This window comes from Methanoculleus sp. UBA303 (assembly GCA_002501655.1).
Lineage (GTDB): Archaea > Halobacteriota > Methanomicrobia > Methanomicrobiales > Methanoculleaceae > Methanoculleus.
On the sequence record DANY01000035.1, the window covers coordinates 153,326 to 165,777 of the forward strand.

At 51.2% G+C, this 12,452-nt stretch carries 9 protein-coding genes and 1 pseudogene; 5 read left to right on the forward strand and 5 right to left on the reverse strand.

The window, feature by feature from the left end; translation table 11 throughout:
* The first annotated feature begins 1,069 nt into the window (after positions 1-1,069).
* Positions 1,070-2,131: a glycosyltransferase family 2 protein gene (locus BP846_RS08995; protein WP_292394572.1), complete on the forward strand. Its 1,062-nt coding sequence runs from the start codon at positions 1,070-1,072 to the stop codon at positions 2,129-2,131.
* A 248-nt stretch (positions 2,132-2,379) separates the two neighbouring features.
* Here the strand turns inward: BP846_RS08995 and BP846_RS09000 are convergent, their stop codons facing one another.
* Together BP846_RS09000 and BP846_RS09005 are read right to left on the reverse strand one after the other, a co-directional pair.
* Positions 2,380-3,186 (reverse strand): hypothetical protein, encoded by an 807-nt coding sequence (locus BP846_RS09000; protein WP_292394574.1) that lies wholly within the window; start codon positions 3,184-3,186, stop codon positions 2,380-2,382.
* A 43-nt stretch (positions 3,187-3,229) separates the two neighbouring features.
* Positions 3,230-3,523, reverse strand: coding sequence for a hypothetical protein (locus BP846_RS09005; RefSeq protein WP_292394576.1), 294 nt, complete (start codon positions 3,521-3,523; stop codon positions 3,230-3,232).
* A gap of 322 nt (positions 3,524-3,845) precedes the next feature.
* On the opposite strand from BP846_RS09005, the gene BP846_RS09010 reads away from it, so the two are divergent.
* On the forward strand, positions 3,846-5,336 hold the full coding sequence (locus tag BP846_RS09010) for a lipopolysaccharide biosynthesis protein (protein ID WP_292394578.1): 1,491 nt from the start codon (positions 3,846-3,848) through the stop codon (positions 5,334-5,336).
* Between the two features lie 42 nt (positions 5,337-5,378).
* On the opposite strand, the gene BP846_RS09015 is transcribed toward BP846_RS09010, so the two are convergent.
* Positions 5,379-6,437: a polysaccharide deacetylase family protein gene (locus tag BP846_RS09015; RefSeq protein WP_292394580.1), complete on the reverse strand. Its 1,059-nt coding sequence runs from the start codon at positions 6,435-6,437 to the stop codon at positions 5,379-5,381.
* A 712-nt stretch (positions 6,438-7,149) separates the two neighbouring features.
* Positions 7,150-8,181 (reverse strand): GNAT family N-acetyltransferase, encoded by a 1,032-nt coding sequence (locus tag BP846_RS09020; RefSeq protein ID WP_292394581.1) that lies wholly within the window; start codon positions 8,179-8,181, stop codon positions 7,150-7,152.
* A gap of 1,176 nt (positions 8,182-9,357) precedes the next feature.
* Between BP846_RS09020 and BP846_RS09025 the strand changes: the two genes are divergently transcribed.
* Complete coding sequence (locus BP846_RS09025; protein ID WP_292394583.1) at positions 9,358-9,927, forward strand: hypothetical protein; 570 nt, start codon at positions 9,358-9,360, stop codon at positions 9,925-9,927.
* A gap of 204 nt (positions 9,928-10,131) precedes the next feature.
* Here BP846_RS09025 and BP846_RS09030 read toward each other — a convergent pair whose 3' ends face one another.
* Positions 10,132-11,130, reverse strand: coding sequence for a GNAT family N-acetyltransferase (locus tag BP846_RS09030; protein ID WP_292394585.1), 999 nt, complete (start codon positions 11,128-11,130; stop codon positions 10,132-10,134).
* Positions 11,131-11,491: 361 nt separating this feature from the next.
* Here BP846_RS09030 and BP846_RS09035 point away from each other — a divergent pair, with 361 nt between their 5' ends.
* Positions 11,492-11,749: a transposase gene (locus BP846_RS09035; protein WP_292394586.1), complete on the forward strand. Its 258-nt coding sequence runs from the start codon at positions 11,492-11,494 to the stop codon at positions 11,747-11,749.
* A 52-nt stretch (positions 11,750-11,801) separates the two neighbouring features.
* Positions 11,802-12,104 (forward strand): annotated as a pseudogene (locus tag BP846_RS09040) (transposase); the annotation flags it as partial.
* Between the last annotated feature and the right edge of the window lie 348 nt (positions 12,105-12,452).

The following is a 12,452-nucleotide window of genomic DNA, read 5'->3' on the forward strand; positions in this document are numbered from 1 at the left end:
ATATATCTTTGCCCCAATTATGGCTCCAGGTGAGCCGCTCCAGGCGCGTACGGTGGTCTTCGCGGCTTCACAACTCCGGGCGGAGCACGAAACGGTTCCGGTGACTGCACCGCCCGGGGTGCCGAACCATTAACTGCCTTTACACCGACTACATGATAGACGAACCTGCGGCAGATGATGAGAGTTACCCCCACTGATCCATGATGAAGCAGGGGTCTGATGCCGCTCTGTATCCGCCTTACGGACCTGTATATCATATACCGGAAAGGTGGCGCCTGCGTCCGGGAGGCCTTCTCCGCTTTGAATTCCTCCTTCCGCGGGGCACGATCACAAGGCCGTTCAGGCTACTATAACCGCTGTTTTTCGTAGGGCTGCCGGCTGAGCAGCAAGACCCGTTGGGGTAATGGCATACCGATGATCGTTAACTCGTGGGGATGAACGGGGTGGGGGTATTTCCACCCAAAAGCGCGATATAACTGGCTATGGCTGAACCCCCTGATCCGTGCCGGCCCCAAGCCGCCATGCTTCGTGCGTTCTGCCCCTTATTCCGCCAATATGGGGCGTTTTCATCCCCCAAACAAAATTCAGAAGGCGGAGCGTGCATACCGCCCGTATGGCTGCCGTGGGAAAATACTTATACGCGGAGCAGTATGGCACTGTGTCCGGACGGTGTGATCAAATGAACACCTCCTTTGATACGCATCATGGGTCTACTGTCCAGATGTTTACCATCTGATCGCAGGAGAGGTCCGGCAACGCATCACGAGCACATAACTGGAGGGCAGTCAATATGCGTCGATTCGGATCAACGTTTCCCATTTCAGCCGAGATTTTTGCTGACAAGAGAGAGATGGTTATTCGGGATACTTTCCCCGACATCAGCAGGACCTCATGCTTCGTATTTCCCATTGACGGTAACCAGCGGCACCAAAACCCTGTGCTGGCCTCCACTGGCCGCAACTCCCGGCCAGACCTCATCATCAGCATGGATGTAGGATTGCCCACTGGTCGTTGTGTAATCCCTGCATACAGGCGAACATCTAATGAGAGTCCTGATGGCACCCCTGTGGTGGCAGGTGCGAGCAGGGTTCGGCAGAGGCCCACCCTGCCCCCTCCGGACACCCCTCCGGATAATGGAGCCGGCATCCTGGAAGACGGTCGTTCCTCCTCTATCGCCTTCCAGGGCGGATTGAGCGCCGGGACGGTATATGCCGCAACCTCAGGGGCCGACGCCCGCTCGTTTGCTGTTGTCGTCCCCGCCTATAATGAGGGCCTCGTCATAGGTTCCGTCGTCCTCCTGGCACAGAAGCATGTTGACCGGGTGATCGTCGTCGACGACGGCTCGACGGATCGGACCGCCGAGACCGCCCGGCTTGCCGGTGCCGATGTCATCGAGATGCCGGAGAACGGCGGCAAGGCGAAAGCCATGATGGCCGGGTTTGCCCGGGCCCGGGACCTCGGCTACGAGGCCGTCGTGATGCTCGACGGCGACGGCCAGCACGACCCAAACGATATCCCGGCCGTGGTGGCGCCGGTGCTCGCGGGCGAGGCGGACCTGGTCATCGGCTCGCGGTTCCTGGATGCCGGGGCCGAGATCCCTGCTTACCGCCGGGCCGGCCAGGTGGTGCTCAACGGGTTCACAAACCTCTCGACAGACGGCGGGTTTGCGACGACCGACTCCCAGTCCGGCTTCCGGGCCCTTTCCCGCCAGGCCCTCGATAACCTCACCTTCGCATCAGAAGGTTACACCATCGAGTCCGACATGATCGCCCACTTCGCCCCGCTCGGCCTGAAGATGACCGAGGTCCCGATATCGGTCACCTACGACGTCCCCCACAAGCACAAGAAGAACCCGGTCACCCACGGCTTCGGGGTGCTCGCGCGGATCGTGGAACTCATCGGCCACCGGCGCCCGTTGCTCTTCTTCGGCATCCCGGGAGGTGCTATCGCATTTTTGGGGATCGGCCTGGGGATCTATACTTTCTCCGAGCTCTTCCGGATAGGTCAGTTCCACTATGTCATGTTTACCCTGGGGATAACTGCGCTCATTCTCGGGCTTTTATTGATCTCGTCCGGACTGATTCTTAACTTCCTCGTATCGATGATGGGGCACCGTGCCAACGAAGCATGAATACAACGGAAGTTGCGATACGACGGAAGTTGCGCTCTTTGATGACACCGTCCTATACACATAGCCCGGATGGAGATTGGTATTCTTCCCGGTTGTCCGGGCAGCATCTCGTCCTCCCTCCTTTCTAACCTGCGGGGGTGAAGGTGCGGAGCGTGAAATTCCCACCCGGAAGCGCGGGGTAGTTCGCATGGTGACGGCGGCTATTGAATATTGTTAAACCGGAGGAACTCTGATCCGGTGAGATCCCTTCAACCCGGCATTTCAGTTCCTGTCGTAAGGATATAACGAATGCTCATACAGGGTGAACGTGCTGTTTCGTCCAGGGTCACCCGGTTCAGGCTAACCTCACACTTGAGACCTTCCGTGATCATGCACGCGATCAGGCTGCAGATCGAGCAGGGGCAGAGAGCGCAGAATTCCGGGGATGCCTCGCGGAGTGATGCACAACCGGAGATGAGGAGATAGTTGCGCAAGTCGAAGGTTACCGTGTTGCCTTCCCTCCTTACATCCACCCGGCCGGCGACCGAAAGGAGGTCCTCACACACCTCCTGGATCGCTCCCATAAGCAGGCTATATTCCTGGGGGAGGACGAGATCGCTATCACGCTTTAGATCCTCAAGAAGGGAAGCCGCCAGGGGAAAGGTCAGGATTCCCGTGATCCCGTTATGATGCGCGAATCTGCCTCCATCTGCAGCGAAGGAGCTGCAATCGGATTGGATCGGAATGAATTGCATGATCCTCCCGCCTTCGCTCTCCGGCGGAAGAAAGACCCCCGCTCCATAGCCCCCCAGGTCGCTGATGATGTGGCCCAGGGCGGAGGTGCCCTGAACGGAGAGTCGGCTCGCCAACCGTGCATCTATGGACTCATCTCCACCGAGCGCGAAGAGGAAAGCACCACCGATGAAGCCGGTCGCGCTCAGCATGAGAAGGGGGCTTTGCATGTATCCCTGTGGATCCGTGAGCAAGGCTGCAAGGATGAGTAGAAGTGCAAAGCCGATGAGGAGGTATGAGCTGATCTTGTAGTGGTTATACCTGTCCATATTCATGCCCACCATCTAAGCGGAATTGTTGGAGAGGAGATCATCCCCTGCCCACTGCTCAACTCAAGTATTCGATCACCTCCAGTATTCTCAGGAAAATAATCAGACCAAAGAGCGCCGCGCAAATAATACCCATACGATAGATATTGCGGATGTACCTCGGCTTTGAGAACACCGGGTGAATTATATAGATGATGACGAAAAATCCCACAAGCATGACAGCTATAAAAAATTTTAAGTCAGAAATGTAGAGTATACCCATAAGGCTGCTCACGGTGAGCATCCAGATCATTAGAGCGACTGACGCAACCTCCCTTTTACGCATCGGTGTAACCCACCTGAACTCATGCATCTCGGATATATATTTCCATCAGTGACCTGATCAGATCCCGGGGAAGGTCTTGCGGGCTTGAGGGTGGCCCCACCAGCTACCACGTCTTCTCATCCACGCTGCAACCGCCTCTCATACTTCCCAGGATTTTCTTTCCGGGTACCGCAACAGGTTGGGGAACCGGCAGGCGGAATGATCAGCATTCGCCGGCTTGCGCCCACCTGCTGCCTGATTGAAACCGATAGCGTACAACGCCAGCACTACCCTATGCTGATCCGTCAATGATCGAGCAAAACATATATCATCGATCATCATCCTCGAGCGGAGGATACCGGATGGTTCTATGGCAAGTTTCCTCAGCAATATCTTCAAACTGACAACGGGCACCATGGTCGCCCAGATGACTGGCATTCTCCTCATTCCCGTAATTACACGAATTTACTCGCCGGAATTCTTTGGGGTTGCCCAGATCTTCCTCTCCATTGCTGCGGTACTCCTGGTCGTCTCCTCTCTCTCCTACAACTACGTCATCATGCTGCCGGAGAGGGATGAAGACTCTATGAATGTCTTCATGCTCTGTATCGTCTGCGTACTGGGCACTTCTACTGTAACGGGCGCTGTTATCATCGGGTTCTCAGATTGGTTTGGAGCGGTCTTCGAAATGGCGATGATCGCTGATTATCTCATATGGCTCCCGATCTTCGTCGGCTTCAACAGTCTCTTCGTGATCCTGAATGGATGGCTCTCCCGCAAGGTGAAGTACGGCGTACTCTCCAGGGGTATAGTTGTGAATTCTGTTTCAACACGAGTGTTTCAGATCGGAAGCGGGCTGATCGTGGCTTCTCCCATGGGACTCATTTTCGGCTCGATGATGGGGCTGGCCCTTAGCAATCTCTTCATGTTTCGGGGATTAAAGGAGGATGTTGGGCTCATAAAAACTGTTACAATAGAACGAATGAAAGGACTTGCCATCCGGTACAAAGAGTTCCCGATTTACGGGAGCACTGCGAGCCTTGCAAACAGCATGTCCTGGGAACTGCCTGCCTTCATGCTCGCCTACTACTTCAACCCCACCGTTCTCGGCTACTACGCCCTTGCCATAATGGCAGTAAAACTGCCGATGGCGATGGTGGGAACAGCCATCTCACAGGTTTTTTACCAGAAAGCGAGCGAGGAGATGAATCAAACCGGTGGTGTGAAGACCGTCGTCCGGGAGGTTCACACAAGGCTCATCGCCATCGGTATCTTCCCGTTTATCATCTTTATCATCCTTGCTGAGGATCTCTTTACCTTTGCCTTCGGGGTGAACTGGCTTACCGCCGGCACCTATGCACAGATCCTCGCCCCCTGGCTCTTCGCAGTTTTCATAGTCTCACCGATTTCAACCTTGTTTAGTGTTCTTGAGAAGCAGAGGATTCTTTCCTATTTTGAGTTTATGACACTGTGCACATGGATACTTGTCTTCTACGTCGGTGGCGCCTCCGGTAACCCCCTCTTAACCCTTGCTCTCTTCTCCGTCTGTGGCATGCTCATATGGGGAGCGAAGAGCGTCTATCTCATACGGGAGTCCGGGGCCGGATACCGGAGCAGCATGCTCAGCCTGACCCGGCACCTGCTGCTGAGCATCATCATCTCCCTCCCTCTTGTGCTCGGAGTATACATAGGGCTCCCGCTCTTACTCCTGTTCGGGATCGCAGGAATAACCGCGGTTGTCTACTACCTCGTGATCTTCTTCACTGATACAATGGTTCGCAACGAGATCATGGGGATGGTCCAGGGTCTGATCCCCTCAAAACACACAGATTGGATGGAACGATTAGGCCCCTTTCGATAACGAGACTGGTGGGAGTTATCTGCAAAAAAGCACCAGGAAGTGCTAGGGCCGGGCGCCTTGTACAATCAGAGGAGGGCGCATTCCACTCTTTTGCCACCATGATTTAACCTCACCGCAACTCGTCATCCAGGCGCCCTTCTCACGACCATACTCCAGAATCTTCCGGTAAAACCGAAGCGACGCGCCGGTCATGTATGTGTTATGCCAGAGGATGGTGATCACACCGTTATGTCGTTCGACAGCATCGATAAGGCGCTCCGTCTGAGCCCAGGCCTGCTCCATGTTCAATTGCATGTAGGAGAGCAATGTCTGGTCCATTATTGCGAGTGGAATCTCCAGGATCTCCATTTCCTGATTGGTGTTTATGTTGAACGGCCGGAACGGGTGGCACATTCCGTTCCGAAACCCGGTGCAATCCGGGTATCCAAGGGTGGTATCGTAGTGAAACCCCGCTCGCTCCAGCAGTTCCCAGGTATCCGGCACCCGGAACTTGAGAAAATGGTTCCGATATCCGTTTACTGTCTGGTTCAGAGTCTTCTCCAGGCGCTGCTTCTCTCTCTGCAACCGCTCAAGGTCACGGTAGGCCTCGCATCCGCCATGCAGGCCGATCTCCCACCCCTTGTCCTGAAGCATACACATCTCCTGCTTCAGATCCTCGATCGCGTATGCGTAGCCGCTGTCTCCCTCTTCAAGGGCCAGGAAATAGAAACTGGAGCGTGCCCCATAGGACTCCTCGATATCGGCGATCTCGTCAAAGTTCCATCCAGGACACTTCTTCGAGCGCAGTTGTGGAACGATCTGGCCGGCACGGGCGAGATCCCTGTTCTTCAGTGCATTTATGATCTCAAGACCCTTGGAGTGGAAGGGTTTGTATACCGTGTCAATATCGTGTGTCAGGCAGATTGCAAAGGGCTGTGCTTCCGGATATTCACAATAATATCCATTCTCAATCAGCATCTGTGATGCCCGGGGCACGGATATGTCCCGGTGGCGGCTCCTGTAGTACGGGAACCGGTCGTACCGGTCACGACTGCACCCGTCATACTCCTCTTTTCTGGTAAACAACTCCCAGATCTCACTGTCCTGCTTGAGCAGATCCATTCTCTGCAGTCAACCTCTGCTGCATACTCGAAACGGGAGTTATTATGCTTTTCCCCATCTCCTCTCAAAAATAACAGGATATGGCAAAACAGTTTTGGCATCATGTCCCGAGTCTAATCATCGATCCGACTTTCCGCAGTAAGAGTTCCGGGCCGACATTTTTCTTACAATCCTCGTGAAATCGGTCACCAATGTAAGGGCGTGCAACTTTTATACCGCTGATGAAGTACAAAATTACACCGCAGATTGCATAAACTCAGCATCATTAATTAATTCAGGAGTTGGTCATCTTACTGCGGAAGGTGGGATCGATCTATGTTGCCGGTAAGCATAGCCCGAAACGATCATGAAGCCCCTGCAGGTTGCGGGCTCACCTGATGGAAAGTGATCTCCATCTTCTATTTTCGTTTCAAACCGGTACCCAGGTAAAGTGTCAGGGAGACGTTGTTCTCTTGGTCGACGCACCTGTCTGCACCGCGTCAGGGAGGCAGATCTACACGAGATGCCTGATGGTGATGTGCGGCCCCTACCCTGTTATTATCTGCACATGGGATTTGAAGGTCAGCCCCGCCGGTAGAGGATTTTAGGTGACTTCAGCCTTAATAAACAGTTATGGGTATGGAGAACCGTGCCCAGGATAGAACTGATGGCCAATGCGCACCCAGGATGTTCGATTCATCATTTTCAAGTATTTTCACATCTCATCGTACCTTCAGGATCCCCTGTTTATTGATGAGTTCTGTTCATGCTGACTTCCATAGTATATTCCTTTGAGCCGGTAGAGTAATGAGGTGGATTTAGAGAACAGGACAACCCTCGAATAAATCGGTAGATATTCTGCTCCAAAATCTGCCTTTATCCGAAAACGAGCATTGTTCGGATCCATCTCTTGCCGGCCAAAGGAGATCTTCTGGTATCCGTTGTCCCACGCCCAGTTGAGCCCCTCCCAGAAGAGAGAGTAGGTGGGGTGATACGTATTGGGAAGACTTCGATTCAGGGAGAGATACTGGAAATATGCTGTCTTGCTGGCAGGATGGACGAAGGTGAGCAATCCTCCGGCGTATATATCCCCTTTTGATAACAATGTCACACGCATCTCGTCTCGTGAATATGTTTCCAGAAGTTTCAGGAAAAAGGTGAGTGGCAGGGTGTCTCCGTTTATACGCATGAGATTTTCAGCATAGTACCGATAAAATGTTTGCATGTCTTCCAGTTGGCGGACTTCATGAATTTGAAATCCCTTCTCATCGAACCTGCGAATAAATTTTCTCTGTCCTTTTTTGGCAGGGAAACTTTCCCAGATACTGTCAGGGGATTTCTGCTGTAAGTCCAATACCATGTTGCCTATATTATCAGAGGAATAGTGGTTGTACTCTATATGGTCTAACAGTGTTTTATTATTCATATTGAGGGAACAAAACGAGTACTTTGATGCGAACAGGGCGAGCACCTCGTTCAGATCCCGGGGACTAAAATCATCATTCAGTAAGATGCTGTTAAATTCTGAATAGGGGGTAGGATCGAGTCCTTTTAGATATGCTATTGTGCGATGCCTTAGAGGGAATACGCCGATTATCTCCTGCTCCCTCTGGAGGAACCAGTATTTAAGATCGATATTGAGTGCATTCTCCAATACACTCTTCCATTTTGTGTTATGGAAAAATGTCCCTCCCGAGCATTGATTGTTAAAATCATCCCAGGCCCCTGCATTCCCCTCCGACAGTTCTTGTATGGAATAACTCATGGAGGCTCACTACTTTTCCAGGTGTAAAATAATTTCCTGCTCAACACACTGCGGTTCTTAGTCGGTAGTGATAGTTTTGTACTCCTTGCCTGGCAATACCTGAGCCATCTTCAATTCTGATGTCATATTAGACAGGATTATCTTTGCTGGCTCTCCTGCGCTGAGTTTTCATCTCAGCATTATTCCGCCACCCGGGATGAATGGCATCTTGAGGAACCGAGACCTGGATTTCCCCGTTTCATTCTTCCGGGGGCTGCCGATCTTATCCGGTTGAAATAGGACCGTGCAGGATCCTTCAGCCACTTTTTAACGATCTCCCGTCCTTTTCCTGCATTCCTCTATCTCTGTCCAGATTCCTTCTCCCGCCGAATGATACCTCGCCCACACCCAGGAATCCCAAAACGTGGGTTAGGCACCCTGCGAAAAGTGTACTGCTCATCCGCACCCGGCTCCAGTATTGGATAGGCTGGTCATGCACCTGCCAGAGAAGGAGGAGCATGACACTGGGGATAAAAACGCAGGATGAGCGACCGCCCTCTTCTTCGATTGGTCTATACAAGCAGAGAGAGGGAAGGATCCGCTCCCAGAAAAGGGATCAAATAATGAAGAAATTAACTTTGGTAGAGACGGTTTTCCGTAATTTTCTGTAGGTCTTCGTCGCTTGGAAGGTTGACATGTCTCTGACTTTTATGAAACCCCTGTTTTGCATCAAGCCGGTAACGACACTTCGCGCCATAGCCAACTCTATCGAGATCTGCATAATCTACAACTGTTTTGTATTGAATCATATTGGGTTGTCCCTGCTTCAACTCAGAGGTTGGTTTATATTGATTAGAAGCCTGAAGCATCTTATGGATAATGCTATCCAACGATTTTGAAACTGGTATCTAAATTAATTCCTGAATTCTATGCTATCCTCTCTACGTATTTAGGAATTGTATCTGCAGCAAATGGTTTATATAGCATAATGCCCTGAGGCTAGCACACCAGGAGTCTATGCTGGTCATACAATTGGACGAGACGTAAAGGGTGTGGTTAGATCCTGCACCTTTCCGAGACACTATCTAATGGATACATTGGCAGAAACCCTGACAATTGCGAAAGGTATGTTTGAACGTGTAACTGTTGGTCAGAGGTGTCTGAAACCTAATTTATTGGTGAAAATGTGGGGGGAATATGGAAGACAACTATGCAAAGCCCTGTACCTTCATGGCTCAGGAGGTATATGGATTTACGCGGCCATCATACGAATTTCTCACGCGGAGAGTCTGGAACGATTCAATCAAGGCTCCTTTGATACCTGTTGTTAAACAGATTCCATACGTCGTTTCATTGTGGCAACAGGTTCGGCCGGTGATTCCACCAGCTAGTGATGACATTCATGACACAAATCGACCAACAATTGCCCAAAAGGGGGTTATACCTGTGGAAGAGGTACTTGATCTGCAACCTGGTGAATTGGTCCGGGTCCGGTCTTTAGAAGAGATACGCTCCACGCTCGATGGAAACGGGAAATATAAAGGCCTGCTCTTTATGCCGGAGATGGAGGATTTTTGTGGGAAAAAATGTCGTGTATTTAAAAAGGTACGTTCAATCACCCTTGAATCGAATGGTGAAGTAAGGAAACTAAAAAGCCCTACAGTCTTCCTGGAGGGAGTCTACTGCGATGGGAAGAGGCACAGTGATTGTGACAGGTCTTGCCTGCTCTTCTGGAGGGAAGCCTGGTTGAAACGGGTTGAACACTGACGCCTTCCCATCGCTCTGCACTTAAGGTGTATGACTCTCACCACCCCCTAGTGGATAACTGCGGAAAGGCTTGCCCCTTTTGTCGCCAGAGCAGTGCCATGTTTGCGATGGTCTTGAGTACTACGACAATGATCGTTAAATCCCGAAGGAGTATACCTAGGAACATAGTGTCCTAGAAAGGTGATGTTCTCATTCATAGAAGATTTATCGGGTGAATATCGTTTTTAACCCTTTTAAAAACATATACTTTTGTTTATGGAGTTCGACACCATAATAGGGAACAAGGCTGGGATTGAAACTCGTTACGAAAGCGCTCAGATGCGCAATGTTTCCTGCCATCAAGTTAATCGAGGTGTAATTGCGATCCAGCACATCAGTGAAAATTTCACTGAGTAGAAGCGAGGTTGCCCCCGTGTTCAGATGCTCTTCCGAAGAAGCAGCGGACCAACGATGAACGGTCTGCGAATCTCTAAGAACGACTTCCGCCGCAGCAACCTCTCCCGAAGATGTCCTGGCAACCCACATCTCACCTATGCCCATATCCCTGATCATATTCAACATCATCACGAGATGCTCTTTAGAGAAGGGCGGCTGAGAGTTCTGTTTATCGAAGGTATTAACAGTAAGATCCCAGTACATCTCGGTGTCAAAGTGCTGTGTTGCACACATGCCAAGTTTTTGAGCTTTACGAATACTCCTTCGTGCATTTTTCGAGATCCTGTCAAGTACGTCCTCGTCAATTGGAAGCATGTAGGTATAATACACCCTTGAGGTCCATCCATTCTGGGTGAACGCCCGAATATCCTCTAATCCTGGAGAGTTCACCAGGTTCACATAGTCGAATCTCTGCCGAAGAATATATTCACAAATGGCTGCGATGACTTTGTTGTAATGTAATTCTCTTTCTCTTCGCTTTGTACTTTCTCTATCAGTTATCACCATTCCCCCGTAGGGGGTTAACGCAGCTGCAGAAGAAGCGATTTTAAGCAAACCATATTGGTTTGACAGGAGAAGGGGGCAGCCCCCGATTAACTCCCCGCCTTCGTAACACCCGAGTATGATCAGCGTCTGATTCAGGGATGAAGCAGTCCTGAATGACCAGTCGCTTGTATGGAATATTGTTCCCTGGGCTGAACTGGCAACCAGCGTATCCCATATCTGCAGTTCATCGCTTCCGATGGCTCTTACTTCAAGCCCTACCATACCCAAGACACCTGCCTCGCCTAAGGACGTACTTGCCGTTAAGTTTTTGGTAGTCTCCAACTTACAGCAGAATAGACTCAAACCCCCCATGTCCGGACACAATTGGTAATACCTTCCCTCATTGTTGGGTCGTGCCTTTCTTTGCGTCGATGGAGTTTCATAAACTGAAAGTGTTCTATGCCCCGAAGTACGCCGTGACATTCTTTGAGATCAGGAGGTCGTCCCAAATTTATAAGGCCTCTTAGATAATACTCAGGGATATGGCCTTCCGGGAAATTGACGATGATCTCTGGGAAATTGTCCGGAAATACCTCCCGCCAACTAAGCCACACATCGGCCGACCCCGGCGTGACCCCGCGGGTTGTTCAACGGCATCCTGTACGTCCTGACCACCGGCTGCACCTGGCACGATGTTCCAGCAAACTATGGTACCAAATCGACGGTTCACCGGTTCCACCTTGAATTATGCGAGAAGGGAGTGTACCAGGCGATCTTCCTCGACTTGCTCCGATCCGGGTATGCGATCCGAAAGATCGATCTCTCGCACTGTTCGACGGATATCAAGGATATCCAGGCGAAAAAATGGGATCGACCGGCTATGATGGCTATAAGGAGGTAAAGGGGAACAAACTGAGTGCTCTGGTCGATCGGAATGGTCTCCCCTTGCCTGCACGGTTGCACTGGCAAATGTTCATGATTCCCGGCTTTACGAACCAACGCTCGAAGTGTTTGAGATTCCTGATGTGCAGGATCGCCCCTCGATCATCTCCGCTGATGCAGCCTACGATGCCCGAGAGATTCGTCAGTACAACCGGAACCGAGGAATCAAGAGCAATATCCCGGTCAACAAGAGATCCCGGAGATATCCAAAACGAGGAAGGCCAATCTGGTTCGATCTGGAACTTTACAAGAAGCGCAATGCCGTTGAACGGTTCTTCAGTTGGATTGAGGCATTTAAGAAGATTTCTCCCTGATATGAACGCTATGAGACCTCGTTCTTCGGGTTGATTCAGCTAGCATGTGCCATGATGGTCTGGAGGGTTTTGGGATGAGCTCCAGAGTTATTTCCCTCCCAGAACAGTTGGTTCTCTGGCAGATTTTGTTATTGTAACCTTCACCAATCGAGGTTGAGATTGCCTCAGGTGACAGGCTTCCCCGGATCACGGCATCCAGGCGATTTTTCTCCAATTTTTGATCAACATGGCCACGGTTGAGACGTGGTTCGCAATACAGGTCTGCCAATACGTCACGATACAGGGGATTGCCGCCGGTTGCAACGACCCCACCTTTCGCAGGAGTTCACCCCCTTCCCCTAATTATCA

Coding starts and splice junctions, on each gene's coding strand:
- BP846_RS09000 (WP_292394574.1), bottom strand. CDS start 3,186: ATGGTGGGCATGAATATGGACAGGTATAACCACTACAAGATCAGCTCA.
- BP846_RS09005 (WP_292394576.1), bottom strand. CDS start 3,523: ATGCATGAGTTCAGGTGGGTTACACCGATGCGTAAAAGGGAGGTTGCG.
- BP846_RS09010 (WP_292394578.1), top strand. CDS start 3,846: ATGGCAAGTTTCCTCAGCAATATCTTCAAACTGACAACGGGCACCATG.
- BP846_RS09015 (WP_292394580.1), bottom strand. CDS start 6,437: ATGGATCTGCTCAAGCAGGACAGTGAGATCTGGGAGTTGTTTACCAGA.
- BP846_RS09020 (WP_292394581.1), bottom strand. CDS start 8,181: ATGAGTTATTCCATACAAGAACTGTCGGAGGGGAATGCAGGGGCCTGG.
- BP846_RS09025 (WP_292394583.1), top strand. CDS start 9,358: ATGGAAGACAACTATGCAAAGCCCTGTACCTTCATGGCTCAGGAGGTA.
- BP846_RS09030 (WP_292394585.1), bottom strand. CDS start 11,130: ATGGTAGGGCTTGAAGTAAGAGCCATCGGAAGCGATGAACTGCAGATA.